Raw genomic sequence first — 21,816 nt, 5'->3', positions numbered from 1 at the left:
GACATCAGCTCCCGCATTGCTGCAGCTGAACAGCATAGTCGCGGGCCATCTTGTCGGTGGCCCGTGCGTAGCCCTGGACGCCGGCATCGCCACGATTGCCGCGGCCATAGGCGGTCCAGCCCAGGTAATAGGCGAGGTAGAGGTTGTAGGTGTCGTTGCGCGCGACGCCGTATGTGTCGGCTGTCTTGGAATGATACCAGCCGACGAAGTCGACGGCGTCGGCGAATCTCGTGCGCCGCGCCGCCCAGTTGCCGGTTTCGCGCTGATATTGCGACCAGGTGCCGTCCAGCGCCTGCGAGAAGCCGATGGCCGAGGAGACATGTTTCCACGGAATGAAGCCGAGCAGTTTGGTGCGCGGCGGCCGGGCGTTGCTCTTGAAGCCGGATTCCTTGCGCACCGTTGCCATCAGCACCGGCACCGGCACGCCGTATTTCTGTGAGGCGCGCTCGGCACCCGACTGCCAATTGTCGAACCAGCCATCGTTCTGGTCGAAGACGGCGCAGACATTGTTGATGTGACTGGGTGCCGTCGCGCAGGCCGAAAGTGCCAGCAGCACGCCAACCGCTACAATTTTACTAAAACTCGACCTATGCATTGGATGAGCAATAGGCCGAAATCATAAAGGGAATCTTGCTGCCGCTGTTAACGCCTCGTCGGCACGGTCAGGTGAGAAAATGCCATAGCTGTATTCCGACGCCAATTGTCGCCTTTTATAAAGTCGTGCTGAGCATATGCCGCTTTGGCTAAAATCACGCCCGTAAACGGCGCATTTCTGACAGCTTGCGCTGCTTACCGAAGCTTTGATGCCGGCATGACCGAACCAAGACGCAAGCGCGGCGCCGAGCGCACCAGCAACCGGAGGCCAGCGCCCATCGCACAGCTGCGGCCCAGGCGGGTGATCAATCCCTATCCGCCGATGGCCTTGCTGTCACCAGACCAGATCGAGGCGATCCATCAGGCGTCGATGCACATATTGGAGAATTTCGGCATCGAGGTGATGAGCCCGCGTGCGCTGTCGCTGTTCGAGAAGGCCGGCGCCAAGGTCGATCACGCCTCGGCCAATGTGCGCGTCGATCGCGGCATGATCGACGAGGCGCTGAAGACAACGCGGTCCGGCTATACGCTGACCCCACGCAATCCGGCCAACACAATCCATCTCGGCGGCAACACCATCAATTTCACGTTGGTTGCGGGTCCTCCCAATGTGCATGACATGGAGCGGGGCCGCCGTGCCGGCAATCTGCGCGACTATGCTGATCTGACCAGGCTGGCGCAGCATTTCAACTGCGTCCACATGCTTGGCAACCAGGTCTGCGCACCGGTCGAACTGCCGGCCAACTCACGCCATCTCGATACGTACTTCACCAATCTGACGCTGACCGACAAGAGTTTTCATGTCTCGGCGATCGGCCGGGGCAGGGCGCTGGACGGCATCGAGATGATGGCGATCGCGCGTGGGATGACGCTGGATCAGATGGCTGATGATCCCGGCATTGCCACCATCATCTCTGTCAACTCGCCGCGTCGCTTCGACGAGATGATGGCCGAGGGGCTGATGACCATGGCCGAGTACGGGCAGTCGGTGGCGGTGACACCGTTCACGCTGATGGGGGCGATGAGCCCAGTGACGCTGGCCGGGGCGCTGGCGCAGCAGAATGCCGAGGCGCTGTTCGGCGTGGTGCTGACGCAGCTGGTGCGGCCAGGCGCGCCCGTGATGTACGGCGCCTTCACCTCCAATGTCGACATGAAGTCGGGCGCGCCGGCCTTCGGCACGCCTGAAAACACCAAGGCCAACATTGCTTCGGGTCAATTGGCGCGCCGCTATGGCCTGCCATACCGGACGACGCCCGGTTCGGCTTCCAACGCCGCCGACGCGCAAGGCGCCTATGAGACGCTGATGGCGTTGTGGGGCGCGGTGCTTGGCCATGGCAATCTCGTCTACCACGCCGCCGGCTGGCAGGAGGGCGGGCTGACGGCTTCGTTCGAGAAATTCATCATCGACGTCGAGATGATCCAGCACATGATGGAGTTTTTGCGCCCGATCGTGGTCGATGAGGCCGAACTTGCCGTCGAGGCGCTGGGCGCGGTGCCGACCGGCGGCCATTTCTTCGGCGAGCCGCACACGCTGGAGCGCTACGCCACCGCCTTCTACCAGCCGATGCTCTCCAACTGGCAGAATTACGAAGCCTGGCAGGAGGCCGGCGGCCTCGACGCGACCGCGCGCGCGACGCGGCTGTGGAAGAAGGCGCTGGAGGATTATGTCGAGCCGGTGATGGACATCGCCGTACGCGAAGCGCTCGAGGCCTACGTGGCCAAGCGCAAGGAAGCGATCGGACAGGGCGAGCCGTGATGCGCCACGAACGTCCCGTTTTGAATCATCCCACCCATCCAACTAACTGATATCAGAGAAGAAACCATGAAATCGCATGCAAAGGTCGTGGTCATCGGCGGTGGCGTCGTCGGATGTTCGGTGCTGTTCCATCTCGCCCGTCATGGCTGGACCGACGTCGTGCTGCTGGAGCGCGACGAGCTGACCTCGGGCTCGACCTGGCACGCGGCCGGCGGCATGCACACGATCAATGGCGATCCCAACGTCGCCAAGCTGCAGAAATACACCATCAACCTCTACAAGGAGATCGAGGAGCTGTCGGGCCAGGCAACCGGCGTCCACCTGACCGGCGGCGTGCTTCTGGCGGCCACCGAGGCGCGGCTCGACTGGCTGCGCGGGGTGGTCGCCAAGGGCCGTTATCTCGGCATCGAGCTGGAGGAAATCTCCCCGAAAGAGGCGGCCGAACTGATGCCGCTGCTCGATCCCAAGCAGTTCGTCGGCGCCGTCCGCAACAAGGAGGACGGCCACCTCGATCCCTCCGGTGTCACCCACGCCTATGCCAAGGCGGCACGAAAACTCGGCGCCGAGGTGGAGCGCTTCACCAAGGTTGAGGATATCGTGCGCCGTCCCGACGGGCTGTGGCGCGTCATCACCAACAAGGGCGAGGTGGTGGCCGAGCATGTCGTCAATGCCGGCGGCCTGTGGGCGCGCGAGGTCGGCCGCATGGTTGGGCTCGAACTGCCAGTACTGGCGATGGAGCACATGTACCTGATCACCGAGGACATGCCGGAGGTTGCCGCCTGGAACCAGAAAACCGGCACCGAAATCATCCATGCGGTCGATTTCGACGGCGAACTCTATCTGCGCCAGGAACGCGGCGGCATGCTGATGGGCACCTATGAGAAAGCCAACAAACCATGGTCAGAATACCAGACGCCGTGGAATTTCGGCCATGAATTGCTGGCGCCGGATATCGACCGCATCGCGCCGTCGCTCGAGGTCGGTTTCCGGCATTTCCCGGCTTTCCAGAACACCGGCATCAAGCAGATCATCAATGGGCCCTTCACTTTCGCGCCCGACGGCAACCCGCTGGTCGGGCCGGTGCGCGGCCTGCCGGGCTTCTGGGTCGCCTGCGGCGTCATGGCCGGCTTCAGCCAGGGCGGTGGCGTTGGTCTGGCGCTATCCAACTGGATGATCGAGGGCGATCCCGGCGCCGATATCTGGGCGATGGATGTTGCGCGCTACGGCGACTGGGCGACGATGGCCTACACCAACGCCAAGGTGCGCGAAAACTATTCTCGGCGTTTTTCGATCCGCTTCCCCAACGAGGAACTGCCGGCCGGGCGGCCGCTAAAGACGACGCCCGTCTATGACCTGTTGTCGGCCAAGGGTGCGCAGTGGGGCGTCGCCTACGGGCTGGAAGTGCCGCTCTGGTACGCGCCGGAAGGCGTCAAGGACGAGTTCTCATGGCGGCGCTCGAGCGACTTCAGCCATGTCGCCGCCGAAGTCGCGACGGTTCGCGCAGGCGTCGGCTTGTCGGAGATATCGAGCTTCGCCAAATACAAGGTGACGGGCGAGGGGGCCGCGGCCTGGCTCGACCGGATGCTCGCCTGCAAGCTGCCGAAGCCCGGCCGGATGACGCTCGCCCCGATGCTGAAGGACGACGGCAGGCTGATCGGCGATTTCACGCTGGCCAATCTCAGCCCCCAAGGTCGGGAAGAAGCGGGCTGGTTCCTGGCCGGCTCCGGCATTGCCGAGCAATATCACATGCGCTGGTTCGAGCAGCATCTGCCCGACGATGGCTCGGTCCATATCGAAGCGCTGGGACAAAAGCTTACCGGCCTGTCGATTGCCGGCCCCAAGGCCAGGGACGTGCTGGCGAAAGCCACGCGCTCCGACATCTCGAACGCGGCATTTCCCTTCATGGCCGTCGGCAAGATGGATGTCGGCATGGCGCCATGCCTGGTCGGCCGCGTCAGCTACACCGGCGATCTCGGCTACGAGATCTGGGTGGTGCCGGAATATCAGCGTGCCGCCTATCAGGCGCTGATGGCGGCGGGGGCGGAATTCGGCATCGGTCTGTTCGGCTCGCGCGCGCTCAACGCGCTGCGGCTGGAGAAGAACTACGGCTCATGGGGGCGCGAATACCGGCCGATCTATGGGCCGCTGGAAGCCGGCATCGATCGTTTCGTCGCCTACGGCAAGGACGCAGATTTCATCGGCAAGGCGGCGGCTCTGGCCGAGCGCAAACAGGGCGGCAAGTTGCGGCTGCGCGCCTTCATCGTCGATGCCGACGATGCCGATGTCATCGGCGACGAACCGATCTGGTTCGGTGGCGCGGTGCGCGGCTGGGTGACGTCGGGCGGCTATGCCCATCATTCGAAGAAGTCGGTCGCTGTCGGCTATGTGCCGAAGGAGATCGCAGAGGAGAGCGACGGCTTCGAAATCGAATTGCTGGGCAAACGGCATGCGGCGCGCATTCAGGCGGCGCCGCTGTTCGATGCGAATTTCGAACGGATGCGGGGGTGACCCCCCGCATGGGATCATGCGCCGCGGCGGTTGTCGAGCGCGAAGGCGCCGGCGCCGGCAAAGACCAGATAGAGGAAGATGAAGCAGAACGAGATCGCCGAATCGCCGCTGTTGTTGACGGGGAAGAAGTCGCGCGGCATGTGCGCCATGAAATAGGCGATCGCCATTTCGCCGGCCAGAAGGAATGCGACCGGGCGGGTGAAAAGGCCCAGCGCCAGCAGAATGCCACCGGCGAATTCGAGGATGCCGGCTGCTAACGGCAGTCCGCTCAACGCGGTGGCTGCGTGGTCGCTGGCGGGGAAATTGAACAGTTTCTGCGTGCCGTGCTCGATGAACTGCAGCGCGGTCATGATGCGCAGAACGCCAAGCGCCTGCGGCTGGTATCTGGCAAGGCCATCGAAAAGCTTCATCCAAAACTCCGTTTGGCTTCTCGGACCGGCCATAGGTTATTGCCCGGCAGTGGACCATTCACATCCCATGGCCAGCCATCAACAATTGGTGATTGGAAATGTTCCCCGCCTTTCATATTGTTCTCGTAAAGGTTGCATTTTTGCCTGTTTGGTTGTATTGGTTGTAGGCGTCGATTTGGATGCTCTTCACATGTGGGTCCCCTTGCCATGAAAAAAGTCGCCATCAGCCTGTTCGCAATCCTTGTGAGTACCAGTTTAGCCATGGCCGAGGACGCCGGCTGCGAGGCCTTCAGATGGCCGGTGACGCGCGAACAGGCGCTGTTTGCAACGGCACCCTCAACGCCGTCCGGAGCGACACTGGCAGTAGGGGCGGCCGCGGATCTGGCGCTGGTGCCGGCCGAGAAGGCCGGCTTTGCGGTGCCGCCCGAACGCGCACCTGCGGAAGGCACATTCGGCGCTGTCGCCAGTGTGGCGGTGCCGCCGGAGGGGACCATCCAGATCAGCCTGTCGGGCGAGGCCTGGGTCGATGTTATCCAGGACGGCAAAGCCGTGAAATCGTCCGGCTATAGCGGCGTCAAGACGTGTCCCGGCATCCGCAAAAGCGTGCGCTTCAAGCTCGCGGCCGGCCAAGCCACCGTCCAGTTCAGCGGTGCCAAGAAAGAGACCCTCAAGGTCGCGGTGCTGGCACCGGAATAAGCCGACGCCAGCAAGCGTGATATCAGCGGTTGACGCGGGCGCTTATCGCACCGGCGCCATCAAAGCGAAGTGCGCGCCTTGCGGATCCTGGCATTGCACGACCCAGCTGCCTCCGGGGACCTCCATCGGTCCCATCAGGATCTTGCCGCCATTGTCGGTGACGCGTTTTGCGGCCGCGTCGATGCCGGTGACGTTAAAATAGAACTGCCAGACCGGCACCGGAATCTGCTCGGGCTTGTTCATGATGCCACCGCCGGATTCGGGGCCGGCGGTAAAGGTCTGGTAAGTGCCCATCGGCCCCATGTTGAATTCGCCGGCATTGGCCCAGCCGAACTGGCTGGAATAGAAGTCAAACGCGGCCTTCCAGTCGCTCGTATAAAGCTCATGCCAGCCGATATGGCCCGGCGTGCTGGCCGGCACGACGGGCTGGTCGGGGCCGTTCGGCTGCAGGAGCATGAAGGTCGCGCCTTGCGGATCGGCCACGACGGCAAAGCGGCCGACGCCTGGAATGTCGTCGGGCTGGCGGTGAACGGCGCCCCCCGCCTTTTCCAGCGACGCTGTTGCCGCGTCGACATCCCTGGCGTGGATGTAGCCCAGCCAGGCGGGCGGCATGCCCATCTTGGCGGCATCCTGAGGCATCGTCATCAGGCCGCCGACGCCACGCTCGCCGGCATTCATGACGACATAGCGCGGCATGCCTGGAGCCTTATCGAAGGGCTCGGCCTTCCAGCCCACCACGGCGGGGTAGAAAGCCTCGGCGGCGTCGAGGTCTGATGTCATCAGTTCGTACCAGAAGAAGGGCATCGGGGATTGTGGCATGGTCGGTCTCCTCACCTTTGTGCGCCGATCGTCGTTCGATCCATCCTAGGACGATCTTGACGACGGAAATCCGACATCTGGGCTGGAAATCGGGAACGGCAAGGCGCACCCTCTTGGCAATCTTGCGTGTCTTGCGATTTTCGCCTTTGCTTGGCCTCGAGGAGGAGGTCGTCGTTCCATGCGGCAGATGTCACTTACAGCCGAGCTTGTCGCACTGTGCCATCGCGACGAGGCCGATCCCGGGCCCAGCGGCGGCTGGACGCAACTGAGCGACGAGGATTTCCGGGTCCTTTCCGCGCGGCTCGCCGATGAAGCAGATGCGGGGCCGCTATGGGTGTTCGCCTATGGCTCGCTGATCTGGAAGCCGGCTTTCGAGTCCGTCGAACGCCAGCGTGCCACCGCCCATGGCTGGCACCGCTCGTTCTGCATCGACATGGTTCGCTGGCGCGGCAGCGTCGCGCAGCCTGGGCTGATGATGGCCCTCGAACGCGGCGGGCGGTGCGATGGTGTGATCTACCGTTTGCCGGAAGGGGAGAAGACTGCTCAGATCGAAAGGCTGTTGCGGCGCGAGATCGACGATCATGAGAGCGTCGCTTCGGTCAGGTGGGTCTCGGTGCGTACGGCGCAAGGGCATCTTCGGGCGCTGGGTTTCTGGGTCGGGGTGACGGGCAGGGGCACTTCGCTCGGGCAGCCGCTGGACCGGGTGGCGCGGGTGCTGGCGCGGGCCTGTGGCCATGTCGGATCGGGCGCCGAATATCTCTACAACACCGTCAGCCACCTCGAGGAATTCGGCATTCGCGACCGCAATCTTTGGACGTTGCAGCAATTGGTCGCCGACGAGATCAGGTCTATCCACGGCAACGGCAGGGGTGGCGGCCTTATCCCAGTGTCACCGTCATCATAACATGAATACAGTTATCATATTTTCTTCCAGTCTTTTCAACGATTTGCGCCAAAAATTGACCAATTGATAAAAAAATAAAACGTGCTAGCCTTCCCCAAAACGAAAACATGGGGAACTGAGAATGCCAGAAGGCCAGTTCAAAGAGGGTATTGTCGGGGGCCGACTTCTGCCCGACCAATACGCGGATAATTTTTCCGACCTGCATCCCCCGCTCGATCATCACGAGGCGCTGGTCGAATCCGACCGCTGCTATTTCTGCTACGACGCGCCGTGCATGAACGCATGCCCGACCTCGATCGACATTCCGCTGTTCATCCGCCAGATCTCGACCGGTAACCCGATCGGCTCGGCCAAGACCATCTTCGACCAGAACATTTTGGGCGGCATGTGCGCCCGCGTCTGCCCCACCGAGACGCTGTGCGAGGAGGTTTGCGTGCGCGAGGTTGCGGAAGGCAAGCCGGTCCAGATCGGTCGTCTGCAGCGCTACGCCACCGATGTCGCGATGAGCGAGAGCAGGCAATTTTATCCGCGCGCCGAGCCGACAGGAAAAACCGTAGCCGTCGTCGGCGCCGGCCCGGCCGGTCTTGCCGCGGCGCACCGGCTCGCCCGCCATGGCCATGACGTGACCATCCTGGAGGCGCGCCCGAAGGCGGGCGGCCTCAACGAATATGGCATCGCCGCATATAAGAGCGTCGACAACTTTGCCCAGGCCGAGGTCGACTATGTCACCGCGATCGGCGGCATCGACATCCAGAATGGCAAGGCGCTCGGCCGCGATTACCAGCTCTCCGACCTGATCCGCAATTACGACGCCGTTTTCCTTGGCATGGGGCTTGGCGGTGTCAACGCGCTGCGCGCCGATGGCGAGGATGCCGCCGGCGTCACCAACGCGGTCGAATTCATTGCCGAACTGCGCCAGGCCAGCGACCTCTCCGGATTGCCGGTCGGCCGCCGCGTCGTCGTCATCGGCGGCGGCATGACGGCGATCGACGCCGCCGTGCAGTCGAAGCTGCTTGGCGCCGAGGAGGTGACGATCTGCTACCGGCGCGGCCAGGAGCATATGAACGCCTCCGAATTCGAACAGGACCTGGCCGCCGCCAATGGCGTCACCATCCGTCACTGGCTGCAGCCGAAGCGGGTGATTGCCGAAGGCGGCAAGGTCAGTGCCATCGAACTCGAATACACGGCACTCGACGGCGACCGGCTTGCCGGCACCGGCGAGACGCTGACGCTGGTTGCCGACCAGGTGTTCAAGGCCATCGGCCAGAGTTTCGTGCCGGCTGCACTCAACGGCAGCGGGGCGTCGATCGATCTCGAAGCCGGCCGTATCAAGGTCGACGCGGAAGGGCGCACATCGCTGGCCAAGGTCTGGGCCGGCGGCGACTGCATTTTTGGTGGCGACGACCTGACCGTTTCGGCTGTGGCGCAAGGCCGCGACGCGGCGGAAAGCATCCACAGGAGCCTGACCCAGGGATAAGGACCATGGCCACGGTGGAACCGGGCATTGCCCGTCACTACGAGATTTCAGGCCTGGAGGAGCGGATTCTTGCCGCGCTTGCCGACACCGGCGTGGAAATTGACCATCTGAGCGCTGACGATCTCGCAGCGGTCGACGAATTCCACATTGGCGGCGTGGCCGCCACCAGGGAACTCATCGACCAGATGGGGCTGAAGCCTGGAGCCCGGCTTCTCGACATCGGTTCAGGCATCGGCGGCCCGGCCCGTTTTGCCGCGAACAATGCCGGCGCCGATGTCACCGGCATCGACCTGACCCAAAGCTATGTCGATATCGCGACCAGCCTGTCGAAACGGGTGGGAATGGCCGGCAAGACGCGCTTCGTGCAAGGCAGCGCGCTGGACATGCCGTTCGCCAAGGCCAGCTTCGATGCGGCAATGATCCTGCATGTCGGCATGAACCTTCCCGACAAGGCCAAGCTGATGAGCGAGGCCGCCCGCGTGCTGAAGCCCGGCGGTGTCTTTGCCGTCTATGACGTGATGCGGCTCAAGGATGGAGCACTGACCTATCCGCTGCCATGGGCCTCCGACGCGACCATGTCGTTCGTCGCCACGCCTGCTGATTATCGAGCCGCCGCCACCGTCTGCGGCTTTTCAGTAATCGCCGAGCGCCCGCGCGGCGCTTTCGCCATCGAATTCTTCGCCACCATGCGTGCCCGCATGGCCGCCGCGCAGGCCGAGGGCAAAAAGCCGCCGCCCGGCGTCGGCCTGATCATGGGCGAGGATGCCCGCACCAAGATCGCTAATCTCACCGCCGCGCTTGAAGGCGGCAGTCTTGCACCCGTGGAAATGCTCCTTCGTCTCCGTTGAAAGGGACCTGTCATGGCTGACATCAGAAACAATTTCGTCGGCATCAAATCGCCCAATCCGTTCTGGCTGGCCTCGGCACCGCCGACCGACAAGGCCTACAACGTCATCCGCGCTTTCAAGGCAGGTTGGGGCGGTGTGGTCTGGAAGACATTGGGCGAAGAGGGGCCGCCGGTGGTCAACGTCAACGGCCCGCGCTATGGTGCGATCTGGGGTGCCGACCGGCGCCTGCTCGGCCTCAACAACATCGAACTGATCACCGACCGCGATTTGCAGACCAATCTGCGCGAGATGAAGCAGGTCAAGATGGATTGGCCCGACCGTGCGCTGATCGCCTCGATCATGGTGCCCTGCGTCGAGGAGAGCTGGAAATCGATCCTGCCGCTGGTCGAGGAGACCGGCGCCGACGGCATCGAGCTCAATTTCGGTTGTCCGCACGGCATGTCGGAACGCGGCATGGGCGCGGCCGTCGGCCAGGTGCCGGAATATATCGAAATGGTGGTGCGCTGGTGCAAGCAATATACGCGCATGCCCGTCATCACCAAGCTGACGCCCAACATCGCCGATATCCGCAAGCCGGCGCGGGCAGCGCATGCCGGCGGCACCGACGCGGTGTCGCTGATCAACACCATCAATTCGATCACCGGCGTCGACCTCGACAGTTTCGCGCCGATGCCGACCATCGATGGCAAGGGTTCGCATGGCGGCTATTGCGGCCCGGCGGTGAAGCCGATCGCCATGAACATGGTGGCCGAGATCGCCCGCGATCCCGAAACCCGCGGCCTGCCGATCTCCGGCATTGGCGGCATCACCACGTGGCGGGACGCCGCCGAATTCATGGCGCTAGGCGCCGGCAATGTGCAGGTCTGCACGGCGGCGATGACCTACGGCTTCAAGATCGTGCAGGAGATGATCGCCGGCCTCGAAAACTGGATGGACGAGAAGGGCCACCGCTCGCTCGACGACATTATCGGCCGCGCCACGCCCAACGTCACCGACTGGCAGTATCTCAACCTCAACTATGTCGCCAAGGCGCATATCGACCAGGATGCCTGCATCAAATGCGGCCGCTGCCACATCGCCTGCGAGGACACCTCGCACCAGGCGATCACCAGCATGGTCAACGGCGTCAGGCATTTCGAGGTGATCGAGGCCGAATGCGTCGGCTGCAATCTGTGCGTCAATGTCTGCCCGGTGGACAATTGCATCACCATGGAGCCGCTTGCGGCCGGCGCGTTGGACCAGCGCACCGGCAGACCTGTGTCGCCGGTCTATGCCAACTGGACCACCCACCCGAACAACCCGATGGCCAAGGTGGCGGCGGAGTAGGGGTAACCTTTCAAAAGCGGCTTCTCCGGGCGTCGCCTTTTCATTTTCTTATTGCAGATAAATTTTATCCAGGATATGATGTATCTACGAATTGGAGACTAGCATTATGAAGCTGGGCGAGGGCGTTGAGGCGGCCATCCACTGCGCGGCGACACTGGCGAGCGTCGACGGCAACAGTACCATGCCGGGCGCGGCGCTGGCGGAATCCTTCGGCCTGTCGCCGAGCTATTTGCTGAAGCACCTCAACATGCTGACGGCGTCCGGCATTCTGGAATCGGTGCCGGGTCCCGCCGGCGGCTACCGGCTGGCGCGGGCTGCCGAACGCATCACGCTGCTCGACATCGTGCTGGCCATCGAAGGGCGCGAGCCGGCTTTTCGCTGCGGCGAGATCCGCCGCAACGGTCCGGTCAAGATCGATGCCTCCGCCTATGTGAAACCTTGCGGCATCAATGCCGCGATGCTCAAGGCGGAGCGCGCCTACCGGGCAGCGCTCGCCGAGGTGAAGTTGTCCGACATCGTGGCGGATTACGCTGCGGAAGGCGACCCCAGATCGTTTGCCGCGAGCTGCGCCTTTGTCGAGCGCCATCAACGGCGGCAGAAACCCAGTTCAACCAACCAAGCCTAAATTAACCTCCCCAAGGATGTGAAAGGAAAGACGATGAAACAGAGGCTGCAGTTCTTCGCCAAGGCGCCCGAGATCATGAAGGCCGTGTCGGCACTCAACAAGGCGGTCGACGAATGTGGACTGGAGGTGAGCCTGCTGCACCTGGTCAAGCTCAGGGCCTCGCAGATCAATGGCTGTTCCTTCTGCGTGGAGATGCACAGCCGCGAAGCCAGGCGCGACGGCGAGACCGAGCAGCGGCTCTATCTCGTCGCCGCCTGGAAGGAATCGCCGCTGTTCTCCGAGCGCGAACGCGCCGGACTGGCCTGGGCCGAGGCGGTGACGCTGGTCGCCAACAACGGCGTGCCGGACGAACTCTATGCGCGCACGCTGGAGCATTTCTCGGAAGAAGAGTTGGTCAAGCTGTCCGTCGCGGTCGGCATGATCAACACCTGGAACCGGCTCTGTGTCCCGTTCCACGCCATTCATCCGATGCCGGCCGCCAAGGCGGCCTGACAGTCCGGACATCTATTGGGGCGCCGCCGGTGAAAGGCGGCGCCCCTACTGTTCAAAGGGGGAGTTCGATGCCTGTCGATTTGCCTTCGACCTTGCTGTTTCTGAGCCGCCTGCTGCTCGGCGGTGCCTTTGCCTTCGCCGGCCTGCGCAACATCCAGAACGCGGATTTCCTAACCGGGTTGGTGGCCGCGCGTGGCGTGCCCCAGGCCCGGCTGCGTTGTGGGCGGGCATTGTCGCGCAGATCATCGCGGGAGTGCTGGTGATGGTCGGCTTCTGGACGCCGATTGCCTGCGCGGTGCTGGTGCTGTTCCTGACCGTCGTGACGCCGATGTTCCACAATTTCTGGGGTCATCAGGGTCCGGAGCGTGCATCCCGCATCAATGGCTTCGTCGGCAATGTCGCGCTGAGCGGAGGGTTTTTGACGCTGATCGCGCAGTCGCTTTAACTCTCCAACGTTTACGCCGCGAACCGCAGGCCGCCATCGCAGGTCAGCACCTGGCCGGTCACGAAGCCGTTGGAGACGAGGAAGGCTATCGCCGAGGCGACGTCCTCGGCGCGGCCGATGCGGCCGACCGGCGTTTTCCCCGCATAGTCTGCAAAGACCGCCTGCCGCTGCTCTGCGGGCAAAAAGTCCCACCATGGCGTGTCGATGACACCCGGCGCCACGACGTTGACGCGCAGCGGCTTCAGCTCGATGGCCAGGATCGGAGCCACGGTCAGGAGCATGCCATTGATGGCGCCGATGCCGGCGACGCCCGGCGTGGCGAGCTGGGCCGATACCGCCGAGATGAAGGTGACCGACCCCGATTTGTTCAGCGTCGGCAAGGCGGCCTGCAGGCAGGAGAGTTGCGGCCGCACCTTCTCGTCGACGCCCCCGCCGATATCGGTGAGGTCGAGGGTTTCGAACGGACCGAGGCCCTTGCCGCCGCTCGCCGCCAGAACGAGGTGGTCGAACGAGCCGAGGCGCTCGAAAAATTGGCGGACTTCATCCGGTTTCGAAGCGTCGAAGGCCGCCTTGTCGGCCGCTCCGCCAAGGCTTTTCCAGGCGCTGATGAGCTTGTCCTGGTTGCGCCCGGTGATCGTGACCTTCATGCCCGGGCCGAGCAGTTTGCGCGCCGTCGCCAGGCCGATGCCGGATGAGCCGCCGATGATCACCGTGTGTTCGGTTCTGTTGGTCATGAATGCTGTTCCTTCGTTTTAGGGAAAGCCAGCCCGACGAGGTCGAGGCTCAGGCTTCGCAATTGTTGTCTTGCCTTGGCATCGTAAGCCTGGGCGTCGGCGCGGGATTCGCGCAGGCCGTCGAAATAGAGGCCGCTGCGCCCTTCCAGCGCGGGCGAGGTGGCGAGATTCAAGATAGCCTCGGCGCCGGTCTCGACCGAACTCCATGGCGTGACGCCCGCCTGGCGGACCATGGTGGTGTTCATGTAGCTCGCCGGATGCAGCGCGTTGACGGTGACGCCGCTGCCTTCCAACTGCCCGGCCAGATCGACGGTGAACAGGATCTGCGCCAGCTTGCTCTGGCAATAGGCGCGCACGCCGCTATAGCCGCGGGTCAGCATGACGTCGCCGAAATCGATCGCCTGCTGGCCGGCGGACGCGACATTGACGATGCGTGCCGGGGCGCTCGCCTTCAGCAGCGGCAGAAGCTCCGAGGTCAGCAGGAAGCCGGCGAGATAATTGACGGCAAAGCGCAACTCGTAGCCATCGGCGCTTGTCTGTCGTTTGTCGCCAGCGGTGCCGACGCCGGCGTTGTTGATGAGGATGTCGAGGCGGCTCGTGCTGGCGCGCACGGCTTCGGCGAGGCGTCGTACCTGCGCCAGCGAAGCGAGATCGGCCGCGAAAAACTCGGCCTTGCCGCCGGCGGCTTCGATGGCGGCGATAGTGGCGTCGCCGCGTGTGGCATCGCGGCCATGCACCAGCACCCGTGCGCCGGCGGCACCCAGCCTTTGCGCCACCACGCGGCCGACGCCGTCGGTCGAGCCGGTGATGAGGATGGTCTTGTCTTTCAATTCCATGTTCAGAGCCTCCTGTTGTTGCTCTGAACGCAAGATGGAGCGCTTCGCCCATGTCAAACAGTTCAAACTTTATCCTGGTATCAATACTGCTATAATAGCCGGTATGAACGCTCCCGTTGCCTCCACCCGATCAGCCGACGAGAGCCGCCGGCGCGAACTCGGCGCCTTCCTGCGGTCGCGCCGGGAAAGGCTGGCGCCATCGGCCACCGGCATCGCGACAGGTCCGCGACGGCGCACGCCGGGTCTGCGGCGGGAGGAAGTGGCGATGATCGCCGGTGTCGGCACCACCTGGTACACTTGGCTCGAGCAGGGCAGGGATGTGCGGCCCTCGGTGGAAGTGCTGGCGGCGCTCTGCGAGGCGCTGCGCCTGGACGCCGCGGAGAAGCGGCATCTGTTCATCCTGGCCGGCCGCCAGCAGCCGGAGCGTCGTGTGGCGGCACCTGAAAAGGTCGACGCTACGCTGTTGCACATGCTGCAAAGCCTGGTGCTGCAGCCCGCCTATGTCGTCGGCCGCCGTTGGGACGTACTTGCCTGGAACGACGCGGCCGTGGCGGTGTTCGGCGACTATGGCTTGCTCGAGGGCGATAGCAGAAACATCGTCCACATGGTGTTCACCAACCCGCACCATCGCCGCCTGCTGGTCGACTGGGAAGAACTCGCCCGCGTGGTGCTTGCTTCGTTTCGTGCCGAAAGCGCCAAATATGTCGGCGATCTGGATTTCGAACGGCTGATCGCGCTGATGATGAGTTCAAGTCCCGAGTTCCGTGACTGGTGGCCCCGGCGCGACGTGGCGCGCAGGCTGACTGGCGTGAAGCATGTCCGGCATCCCACAGTGGGCCTGATGGCCTTCGAGCATATGAGCCTGTCGATCGACGACGGCTCGGACATGCGGCTGATCGTCTACACGCCGCTCGCCGAGCAGAACTCGATCTCCAAACTTCAACAACTGCTGGAGGCGATGCCGGCCGAACGGCGCAGCGCGTGAAGTTATCTGCCGGCGCGCTCTCAACTTCGTCATCCACGGGCGGAGCGGAAGCGAAGCGGACGCGCAGACCCGAGGATCCATGCCGTTACCTTGACAGTATAGTGCAGCGGAGCAGAATTCTGGACCGTAGCGGCGCTCATGTGTCGCGGCATGGATTCTAGGGTCTGCGCCGCGTCGCTTCGCTCCTTGCTTCGCCCTAGAATGACGAAGCCAATGTGCGCTTCGGCCAATCTAGACATGATTTCGCCTGTTACCCTTTCGGCCTCAGCCCATCGAGGAACAATTGCTCGAGGAAGCGGGCAGCGTCCTCGAAGCGGCCGTCGCCGCCACGGTTCGGCCCCAGCACGGCGCGGACCTGGACATCGAAATCGGCGTAATGCTGCGTCGTCGCCCAGATCGAGAAGATCAGATGCCAGGGATCGGTCCGGGCGATCTTGCCGGCGCGCATCCAGCCCTTGATGACGGCGGCTTTCTCGTCGACCAGCGTCTTCAACTCGCCCGCCAGCAGCGGCATGATGCGCGGCGCGCCTTGCAGGATCTCGTTGGCGAACAGGCGGCTCTCGCGCGGAAAGTCGCGCGCCATTTCCAGCTTGCGCCTGATGTAACTCCTGAGTTCAGTCATCGGATCGCCGATGTCGTCGAGTTCCCGCAGCGGCGCCAGCCAGGTTTCGAGCAGCCGTTCCATCAATGTCTCGTGGATGTCTTCCTTGCGGCGGAAATAGTAGAGCAGGTTCGGCTTCGACATGCCGGCGGCTTCGGCGATCTGGTCGATGGTCGAACCGCGGAAGCCGTTGGTGGAGAACACTTCGAGCGCGGCCTCCAGGATCAGTTCGCGCTTTTCCTGCTGGATGCGGGTGCGGCGAGGGGCTTGCGTGCTCGTGGTCACCGTTGCGGACCCTCCTATTGCCATATCTCGCATTCAAGGTCATCTGGACCAATTCTCTGGACCAGTTTTTCCCCAGGCTGTGGAACGCACTTCAGGGGCCGCATTTCCGCTAGTAATCCATTGACCGCCGACATGGCGGTGCTAAACGTTTGTCCAATCGGTCAAAATTTGCGTAGCATGAAAGCGCGGCAAAGACCAAGCGTTGGACGCAGCGAAACAGGTTACAAGGGGAAGTCTTGGTCATGTCCAACCGGCTGAAAGTCACGCCGAACGATCTCAGCGCATTCTGGATGCCGTTCACGGCAAACCGGCAGTTCAAGCAGGCGCCGCGCATGTTCGTGTCCGCCAAGGACATGCATTACACGACCAGCGATGGCCGCAAGGTATTGGACGGCACCGCCGGCCTGTGGTGCGTCAACGCCGGCCATTGCCGCCCCAAGATCACCGAGGCGATCCAGCACCAGGCCGCCGAACTCGACTATGCACCCGCCTTCCAGATGGGTCATCCGATCGTGTTCGAACTGGCGAACCGCCTGGTCGACCTCGCGCCCAAGGGCATGGACCATGTTTTCTTCACCAATTCCGGTTCGGAATCTGTCGAAACGGCGCTGAAGATGGCGATCGCCTATCACCGCGTGAAGGGCGAAGGGTCGCGCACCCGGCTCATCGGCCGCGAGCGCGGTTATCACGGCGTCAATTTCGGCGGCATCTCGGTCGGCGGCATCGTCACCAACCGCAAGATGTTCGGCACGTTGCTGGGCGGCGTCGACCACATGCCGCACACGCATCTGCCGGAGAAGAACGCCTTCTCCAAAGGCGTGCCGGAGTATGGCGCGGAGCTCGCCAACGAACTCGAGCGTATCGTCGCCCTGCATGACGCCTCGACCATCGCCGCCGTCATCGTCGAGCCGGTCGCGGGTTCCACGGGCGTCATCCTGCCGCCGAAGGGCTATCTCGAGAAGCTGCGCGAAATCTGCACCAAGCACGGCATCCTGTTGATCTTCGACGAGGTCATCACCGGCTTCGGCCGTCTCGGCGCGCCGTTCGCGGCCGACTATTTCGGCGTCACGCCCGACATCATGACCACCGCCAAGGGCGTCTCCAACGGCGTCATCCCGATGGGCGCGGTGTTCGTGAAGAAGGAAATCCACGACGCCTTCATGACCGGCCCCGAGCACATGATCGAGTTCTTCCACGGCTACACCTATTCGGGCAACCCGATCGCCTGTGCGGCCGCACTCGGCACGCTCGACACCTACAAGGAAGAGGGCCTGCTGACGCGCGGCGACGAACTGGCGCCTTACTGGGAAGATGCACTGCATTCGCTGAAGGGCGAACCGCATGTCATCGACATCAGGAACATCGGCCTGATCGGTGCGATCGAACTGGCGCCGATCGCCGGCAGTCCGACAAAGCGGGCCTTCTCGGCGTTCGTCAAGGCGTTCGAGCGCGGCGCGCTGATCCGCACCACCGGCGACATCATCGCACTGTCGCCGCCGCTGATCATCACCAAGGGCCAGATCAACGAACTGATCGACCATGTGCGTGAAGTGCTTAGGATGATCGATTGAAGAACTGGGCGCCGATATCCCTCCCCCTCGAGGGGAGGGTGGCCGCCCCGCAATTGATGAGGTTTTGAATGGCCGCACCCGGCGAGAATCTGCGAATCAATTCAGACCGTTTGTGGGATTCGCTGATGGAGATGGCGAAGATCGGCCCCGGCATTGCCGGCGGCAACAATCGCCAGACCGTGACCGATGAGGATGGCGAGGGCCGGCATCTGTTCAAGCGCTGGTGCGATGCCGCGGGGCTCGAAATGGGCGTCGACGAGATGGGCACCATGTTTGCCCGCCGCGAAGGCACCGACCCCAGCCTGCCTCCGGTCTATGTCGGCAGCCATCTCGATACGCAACCGACCGGCGGCAAATATGATGGCGTTCTCGGCGTTCTGGGCGGCCTGGAGATCGTGCGCTCGCTCAATGATCTCGACATCAAGACCAAACATCCGATCGTCGTCACCAACTGGACCAACGAGGAGGGCGCGCGCTTCGCGCCGGCCATGATGGCGTCCGGTGTGTTCGCTGGCGTGCTCGACCAGGCCGATGTCTACGAGCACACGGACAAGAACGGCAAGAAATTCGGCGAGGAACTGGAGCGCATCGGCTGGAAGGGCACCGAGAAGGTTGGTGATCGCAAGATCCACGCCTTCTTCGAACTGCATATCGAACAGGGCCCGATCCTCGAGGACGAGGACATCGACATCGGTGTCGTCACCCATGGCCAGGGCCTGAAATGGCTGCAGGTGACGCTGGCCGGCAAGGAGGCGCATACCGGCTCGACGCCGATGCCCAAGCGCCGCAATGCCGGGCTCGGGATGGCGCGGGTGATCGAATTGGTCCACGAGATCGCCATGGACTACCAGCCCGACGCCGTCGGCGCGGTCGGCCACATGGAGGTCTATCCCAACTCGCGCAACATCATCGCCGGGCGCACCGTCTTCACCATCGACATACGCTCGCCGGAAAAGGAAGTGCTTGACGCCATGGATGGCCGCATCCGCGAAGGCATCGACACGATCTGCGACGCGCTCGACATCCAGTACAAGATCGAGCAGGTCGGCGCTTTCGATCCGGTCACTTTCGACAAGGGCTGCGTCAAGGCGATCCGCGATGCGGCCGAGCGGCTTGGCTACACGCACCGCAACATCGTCTCGGGTGCCGGCCACGACGCCTGCTGGATCAACCGCGTCGCGCCGACCGCCATGGTGATGTGCCCTTGCGTGGATGGGTTAAGCCACAATGAGGCGGAAGAGATCACCAAGGAATGGGCAGCGGCCGGCGCCGACGTTCTGTTCCATGCCGTGGTGGAGACGGCCGTTATCGTTGAGTGAACTTAGAGATTTACCTTCAAACGCCGCTCACCAAGAAGCGGGAAGAGAAGAACAAGGGAACAGCAAAATGACCAAAGTCATCAAGAACGGCACCGTCGTAACCGCCGACCGAACCTGGAAGGCCGACGTGCTGATGCAGCACGGCAGGATCGTCGCCATCGGCTCGGACCTGCATGGCGACCATGAGTACGACGCCACCGGCTGCTATGTGATGCCGGGCGGCATCGACCCGCACACCCATCTCGAAATGCCGTTCATGGGCACCTATTCGGCCGATGATTTCGAATCCGGCACGCGGGCAGCGTTGGCCGGCGGCACCACCATGGTGGTCGATTTCTGTCTGCCGGCGCCGCAGCAATCGCTGCTCGAAGCCCTGCAGATGTGGGACAACAAGACCTCGAGGGCGTCCTGCGATTATTCGTTCCACATGGCGATCACCTGGTGGGGCAAGCAGGTGTTCGACGAGATGGCCACCGTGGTCGACAAGGGCATCACCTCGTTCAAGCACTTCATGGCGTACAAGGGCGCGCTGATGGTCGACGACGACGAGATGTACGCGTCGTTCCAGCGCTGTGCCGACCTCGGCGCGCTGCCGCTGGTGCATGCCGAGAATGGCGACGTGGTCGCGGCCCTGTCGCAGAAGCTGCTTGCCGCCGGCAATAATGGCCCCGAGGGACATGCCTATTCGCGCCCGCCGGAAGTGGAGGGTGAGGCGACCAACCGCGCCATCATGATCGCCGACATGGCGGGCGTGCCGCTCTATGTAGTGCATGTCTCGTGCGAACAGAGCCACGAGGCGATCCGCCGGGCACGCCAGAAAGGCATGCGGGTGTTCGGCGAGCCGCTGATCCAGCACCTGACGCTGGACGAGAGCGAGTACTTCGACAAGGACTGGGACCATGCGGCGCGCCGCGTGATGAGCCCACCCTTCCGCAACAAACTGCACCAGGATTCGCTATGGGCCGGCCTGCAGGCCGGTTCGCTGCAAGTGGTGGCGACCGACCATTGCGCCTTCACCACCGACCAGAAGCGCTTCGGCGTCGGCAATTTCACCAAGATCCCCAACGGCACGGGTGGCCTTGAGGACCGGTTGCCGGTGCTGTGGACCAAAGGCGTCAATACCGGCCGGCTGACGATGAACGAGTTTGTCGCCGTGACCTCGACCAACATCGCCAAGATCCTCAACATGTATCCGAAGAAGGGCGCGATCGTCGAAGGCGCGGATGCCGACATCATCGTCTGGGACCCCCAGCGCAAGAAGAAGATTTCCGCCAAGAAGCAGCAATCCGTCATCGACTACAACGTCTTCGAAGGGGTCGAAGTGACCGGCCTGCCGCGCTTCGTGTTCTCGCGCGGCGAGCTGTCGGTCGAGGAGGCCGAGGTCAAGGCGAAGCCTGGCCATGGTGAGTTCGTCGGCCGCGAACCGAACGCGGCCGTCAATCGGGCGCTGTCGACCTGGAAGGAGATCACCGCGCCACGCAAGGTCGAGCGGACGGGCATTCCGGCGACGGGTGTTTGAGGTGAGGTGCGCGGGGCTCTATCTCACCGCCGTTGTTGTTCTGGCAGCCGGCTCCGCCTCGGCGGCTGGCATCGACCTGTCCAAGCCCTATGGCAATAAGTCCGGCTGCATCAACAAGAACGGCCAGAAGGTCTATGCCGAAGACATGCTGCTGCTGACCGACACCGATTTTATCACCGCGACCAGTGCCTGCGCCTTCACCGGCAAACACGGTGAGGCCGATGGTTCGCTGACGGTCAAGGCAGAGTGCGAAGCCGAAGGCGAGGAGGGAAAGTCGCCGGCCACCTTCACGATCAAGCACAGCGCCAAGAATGCCAAGAAATTGGTGATCGCCGACGAGGACGGCAGCGTATACGGGGAAGTGTCTCGGTGCAGATGATTGCCGAGGTCGGCGCCGCCCCTCATCTGCCTGCCGGCATCTTCTTCCCGTATAGTGATGGGGAGAAGATGGCTGAGCGCAACCTCGGCGCTCTTTTTGCCAACGCTGGCGATTGGCGGAATCCTTCGCGACGGCGTCCTTCTCCCCGTCTCTCTACGGGGAGAAGATGCCGGCAGGCAGATGAGGGGCAGCGCGGACCTGGAGCTATTGAGCCTCGGCCGGCGAACCCGCCAATACCACCCTCAGGCGACGAGCGCGTCCAGTTGCGGCAGCAGGACGACGCTTTCCTGTTCGTTGGGATCGGTGCGGGCGATGACGGCCGAGGACGGCGCATTGCTCAGATTGGCCGGCAAATGCGGCACGCCTGCGGGAATGTAGAAGAGGTCGCCGGCCTTGACGACGATGTGATGCTCCAGCCGGTCGCCATACCAGGTATGGACCTCGCCGGAGAGCACGTAGATCGCCGTTTCATGGTTCTCGTGCAGATGCGCCTTGGCGCGGGCACCGGGCGGCATGGTGAGCACGTGCATGCAGATGCCGGAGGAGCCGACCGACTCGGTGGCAATGCCGGCGAAGTAGGTCAGGCCCTGCTTGCCTTCATAAGTGCTTTCAGGGCGGATAAGATGACAAGTCGGTTTAGGCGACATCGGGGAAACTCCGGGCGTCGGCCGAGCGGGACAAACTCAG

Annotated in this window: 21 protein-coding genes and 1 pseudogene; 15 read left to right on the top strand and 7 right to left on the bottom strand. The window is 63.2% G+C overall.

The genetic code is table 11. The features are described 5' to 3' along the window. Window positions 1-4: 4 nt before the first annotated feature. Window positions 5-595: a transglycosylase SLT domain-containing protein gene (locus FJ954_RS29405; RefSeq protein ID WP_140665329.1), complete on the bottom strand. Its 591-nt coding sequence runs from the start codon at window positions 593-595 to the stop codon at window positions 5-7. A gap of 216 nt (window positions 596-811) precedes the next feature. Here FJ954_RS29405 and FJ954_RS29400 point away from each other — a divergent pair, with 216 nt between their 5' ends. Next, the gene (locus FJ954_RS29400; protein ID WP_140665327.1) at window positions 812-2,350 is read left to right on the top strand and encodes a trimethylamine methyltransferase family protein; all 1,539 of its coding nucleotides are present in this window, start codon (window positions 812-814) and stop codon (window positions 2,348-2,350) included. A 66-nt stretch (window positions 2,351-2,416) separates the two neighbouring features. Beyond that, window positions 2,417-4,858, top strand: a complete 2,442-nt coding sequence (locus FJ954_RS29395; protein WP_140665325.1) for an FAD-dependent oxidoreductase — start codon at window positions 2,417-2,419, stop codon at window positions 4,856-4,858. A 14-nt stretch (window positions 4,859-4,872) separates the two neighbouring features. Here the strand turns inward: FJ954_RS29395 and FJ954_RS29390 are convergent, their stop codons facing one another. Then, the gene (locus tag FJ954_RS29390) at window positions 4,873-5,268 is read right to left on the bottom strand and encodes a DoxX family protein (RefSeq protein WP_140665323.1); all 396 of its coding nucleotides are present in this window, start codon (window positions 5,266-5,268) and stop codon (window positions 4,873-4,875) included. Between the two features lie 207 nt (window positions 5,269-5,475). Here FJ954_RS29390 and FJ954_RS29385 point away from each other — a divergent pair, with 207 nt between their 5' ends. Beyond that, window positions 5,476-5,964 carry a hypothetical protein gene (locus tag FJ954_RS29385; RefSeq protein WP_140615536.1) on the top strand — a complete coding sequence of 163 codons (489 nt, stop codon included), beginning with the start codon at window positions 5,476-5,478 and terminating at the stop codon, window positions 5,962-5,964. A gap of 42 nt (window positions 5,965-6,006) precedes the next feature. Here FJ954_RS29385 and FJ954_RS29380 read toward each other — a convergent pair whose 3' ends face one another. Further along, window positions 6,007-6,783 (bottom strand): VOC family protein, encoded by a 777-nt coding sequence (locus FJ954_RS29380; protein WP_140665321.1) that lies wholly within the window; start codon window positions 6,781-6,783, stop codon window positions 6,007-6,009. A gap of 178 nt (window positions 6,784-6,961) precedes the next feature. On the opposite strand from FJ954_RS29380, the gene FJ954_RS29375 reads away from it, so the two are divergent. From FJ954_RS29375 to FJ954_RS29345, 7 genes and pseudogenes are all read left to right on the top strand, one after another. Then, window positions 6,962-7,687 carry a gamma-glutamylcyclotransferase gene (locus FJ954_RS29375; protein WP_140665318.1) on the top strand — a complete coding sequence of 242 codons (726 nt, stop codon included), beginning with the start codon at window positions 6,962-6,964 and terminating at the stop codon, window positions 7,685-7,687. 121 nt (window positions 7,688-7,808) lie between these two features. Next, the gene (locus FJ954_RS29370) at window positions 7,809-9,164 is read left to right on the top strand and encodes an NAD(P)-dependent oxidoreductase (RefSeq protein ID WP_015317145.1); all 1,356 of its coding nucleotides are present in this window, start codon (window positions 7,809-7,811) and stop codon (window positions 9,162-9,164) included. A gap of 5 nt (window positions 9,165-9,169) precedes the next feature. Continuing rightward, window positions 9,170-10,012 (top strand): methyltransferase domain-containing protein, encoded by an 843-nt coding sequence (locus tag FJ954_RS29365; protein ID WP_140665315.1) that lies wholly within the window; start codon window positions 9,170-9,172, stop codon window positions 10,010-10,012. Window positions 10,013-10,024: 12 nt separating this feature from the next. Then, window positions 10,025-11,338, top strand: a complete 1,314-nt coding sequence (preA, locus tag FJ954_RS29360) for an NAD-dependent dihydropyrimidine dehydrogenase subunit PreA (RefSeq protein WP_140615544.1) — start codon at window positions 10,025-10,027, stop codon at window positions 11,336-11,338. 106 nt (window positions 11,339-11,444) lie between these two features. Beyond that, window positions 11,445-11,963, top strand: a complete 519-nt coding sequence (locus FJ954_RS29355; protein ID WP_015317148.1) for an Rrf2 family transcriptional regulator — start codon at window positions 11,445-11,447, stop codon at window positions 11,961-11,963. A 33-nt stretch (window positions 11,964-11,996) separates the two neighbouring features. Continuing rightward, entirely contained in the window at window positions 11,997-12,455 is a 459-nt protein-coding gene (locus FJ954_RS29350; RefSeq protein ID WP_140665313.1) for a carboxymuconolactone decarboxylase family protein, read from the top strand. Between the two features lie 68 nt (window positions 12,456-12,523). Beyond that, a pseudogene (locus FJ954_RS29345) lies at window positions 12,524-12,900 on the top strand (DoxX family protein). 11 nt (window positions 12,901-12,911) lie between these two features. Here the strand turns inward: FJ954_RS29345 and FJ954_RS29340 are convergent. Both FJ954_RS29340 and FJ954_RS29335 read right to left on the bottom strand, forming a co-directional pair. After that, the gene (locus FJ954_RS29340) at window positions 12,912-13,634 is read right to left on the bottom strand and encodes an SDR family oxidoreductase (RefSeq protein ID WP_140665310.1); all 723 of its coding nucleotides are present in this window, start codon (window positions 13,632-13,634) and stop codon (window positions 12,912-12,914) included. Further along, window positions 13,631-14,470, bottom strand: coding sequence for an SDR family NAD(P)-dependent oxidoreductase (locus tag FJ954_RS29335; RefSeq protein ID WP_140665307.1), 840 nt, complete (start codon window positions 14,468-14,470; stop codon window positions 13,631-13,633). The genes FJ954_RS29340 and FJ954_RS29335 overlap by 4 nt, the downstream gene beginning before the upstream one ends. 103 nt (window positions 14,471-14,573) lie before the next feature. Between FJ954_RS29335 and FJ954_RS29330 the strand changes: the two genes are divergently transcribed. Further along, complete coding sequence (locus tag FJ954_RS29330) at window positions 14,574-15,455, top strand: helix-turn-helix transcriptional regulator (protein ID WP_140665305.1); 882 nt, start codon at window positions 14,574-14,576, stop codon at window positions 15,453-15,455. Window positions 15,456-15,705: 250 nt separating this feature from the next. Here the strand turns inward: FJ954_RS29330 and FJ954_RS29325 are convergent, their stop codons facing one another. Continuing rightward, entirely contained in the window at window positions 15,706-16,365 is a 660-nt protein-coding gene (locus tag FJ954_RS29325; protein ID WP_181177943.1) for a TetR family transcriptional regulator C-terminal domain-containing protein, read from the bottom strand. 218 nt (window positions 16,366-16,583) lie between these two features. Between FJ954_RS29325 and FJ954_RS29320 the strand changes: the two genes are divergently transcribed. The 4 genes from FJ954_RS29320 (at window position 16,584) to FJ954_RS29305 (ending at window position 21,129) form a co-directional block, all read left to right on the top strand. After that, window positions 16,584-17,912 (top strand): aspartate aminotransferase family protein, encoded by a 1,329-nt coding sequence (locus FJ954_RS29320; RefSeq protein ID WP_015317155.1) that lies wholly within the window; start codon window positions 16,584-16,586, stop codon window positions 17,910-17,912. A 68-nt stretch (window positions 17,913-17,980) separates the two neighbouring features. Beyond that, window positions 17,981-19,231, top strand: coding sequence for a Zn-dependent hydrolase (locus FJ954_RS29315; protein ID WP_015317157.1), 1,251 nt, complete (start codon window positions 17,981-17,983; stop codon window positions 19,229-19,231). A gap of 67 nt (window positions 19,232-19,298) precedes the next feature. Next, complete coding sequence (gene hydA, locus FJ954_RS29310; protein ID WP_140665302.1) at window positions 19,299-20,750, top strand: dihydropyrimidinase; 1,452 nt, start codon at window positions 19,299-19,301, stop codon at window positions 20,748-20,750. Then, entirely contained in the window at window positions 20,743-21,129 is a 387-nt protein-coding gene (locus tag FJ954_RS29305) for a hypothetical protein (RefSeq protein WP_015317159.1), read from the top strand. Before hydA ends, FJ954_RS29305 begins: the two co-directional genes overlap by 8 nt. Window positions 21,130-21,371: 242 nt before the next feature. On the opposite strand, the gene FJ954_RS29300 is transcribed toward FJ954_RS29305, so the two are convergent. After that, window positions 21,372-21,776: a cupin domain-containing protein gene (locus FJ954_RS29300; protein ID WP_140665299.1), complete on the bottom strand. Its 405-nt coding sequence runs from the start codon at window positions 21,774-21,776 to the stop codon at window positions 21,372-21,374. Window positions 21,777-21,816: the final 40 nt, after the last annotated feature.

Source organism: Mesorhizobium sp. B2-3-15 (assembly GCF_006442875.1).
GTDB lineage: Bacteria > Pseudomonadota > Alphaproteobacteria > Rhizobiales > Rhizobiaceae > Mesorhizobium > Mesorhizobium australicum.
The sequence above is the reverse complement of the archived record's forward strand: the minus strand, read 5'-3'. Positions and strand labels throughout refer to the sequence as shown.

What these genes read in the sequence shown, in the direction of transcription:
- FJ954_RS29405 (WP_140665329.1), bottom strand. Translation starts at nt 595, where the DNA reads ATGCATAGGTCGAGTTTTAGTAAAATTGTAGCGGTTGGCGTGCTGCTG.
- FJ954_RS29400 (WP_140665327.1), top strand. Translation starts at nt 812, where the DNA reads ATGACCGAACCAAGACGCAAGCGCGGCGCCGAGCGCACCAGCAACCGG.
- FJ954_RS29395 (WP_140665325.1), top strand. Translation starts at nt 2,417, where the DNA reads ATGAAATCGCATGCAAAGGTCGTGGTCATCGGCGGTGGCGTCGTCGGA.
- FJ954_RS29390 (WP_140665323.1), bottom strand. Translation starts at nt 5,268, where the DNA reads ATGAAGCTTTTCGATGGCCTTGCCAGATACCAGCCGCAGGCGCTTGGC.
- FJ954_RS29385 (WP_140615536.1), top strand. Translation starts at nt 5,476, where the DNA reads ATGAAAAAAGTCGCCATCAGCCTGTTCGCAATCCTTGTGAGTACCAGT.
- FJ954_RS29380 (WP_140665321.1), bottom strand. Translation starts at nt 6,783, where the DNA reads ATGCCACAATCCCCGATGCCCTTCTTCTGGTACGAACTGATGACATCA.
- FJ954_RS29375 (WP_140665318.1), top strand. Translation starts at nt 6,962, where the DNA reads ATGCGGCAGATGTCACTTACAGCCGAGCTTGTCGCACTGTGCCATCGC.
- FJ954_RS29370 (WP_015317145.1), top strand. Translation starts at nt 7,809, where the DNA reads ATGCCAGAAGGCCAGTTCAAAGAGGGTATTGTCGGGGGCCGACTTCTG.
- FJ954_RS29365 (WP_140665315.1), top strand. Translation starts at nt 9,170, where the DNA reads ATGGCCACGGTGGAACCGGGCATTGCCCGTCACTACGAGATTTCAGGC.
- preA (WP_140615544.1), top strand. Translation starts at nt 10,025, where the DNA reads ATGGCTGACATCAGAAACAATTTCGTCGGCATCAAATCGCCCAATCCG.
- FJ954_RS29355 (WP_015317148.1), top strand. Translation starts at nt 11,445, where the DNA reads ATGAAGCTGGGCGAGGGCGTTGAGGCGGCCATCCACTGCGCGGCGACA.
- FJ954_RS29350 (WP_140665313.1), top strand. Translation starts at nt 11,997, where the DNA reads ATGAAACAGAGGCTGCAGTTCTTCGCCAAGGCGCCCGAGATCATGAAG.
- FJ954_RS29340 (WP_140665310.1), bottom strand. Translation starts at nt 13,634, where the DNA reads ATGACCAACAGAACCGAACACACGGTGATCATCGGCGGCTCATCCGGC.
- FJ954_RS29335 (WP_140665307.1), bottom strand. Translation starts at nt 14,470, where the DNA reads ATGGAATTGAAAGACAAGACCATCCTCATCACCGGCTCGACCGACGGC.
- FJ954_RS29330 (WP_140665305.1), top strand. Translation starts at nt 14,574, where the DNA reads ATGAACGCTCCCGTTGCCTCCACCCGATCAGCCGACGAGAGCCGCCGG.
- FJ954_RS29325 (WP_181177943.1), bottom strand. Translation starts at nt 16,365, where the DNA reads ATGGCAATAGGAGGGTCCGCAACGGTGACCACGAGCACGCAAGCCCCT.
- FJ954_RS29320 (WP_015317155.1), top strand. Translation starts at nt 16,584, where the DNA reads ATGTCCAACCGGCTGAAAGTCACGCCGAACGATCTCAGCGCATTCTGG.
- FJ954_RS29315 (WP_015317157.1), top strand. Translation starts at nt 17,981, where the DNA reads ATGGCCGCACCCGGCGAGAATCTGCGAATCAATTCAGACCGTTTGTGG.
- hydA (WP_140665302.1), top strand. Translation starts at nt 19,299, where the DNA reads ATGACCAAAGTCATCAAGAACGGCACCGTCGTAACCGCCGACCGAACC.
- FJ954_RS29300 (WP_140665299.1), bottom strand. Translation starts at nt 21,776, where the DNA reads ATGTCGCCTAAACCGACTTGTCATCTTATCCGCCCTGAAAGCACTTAT.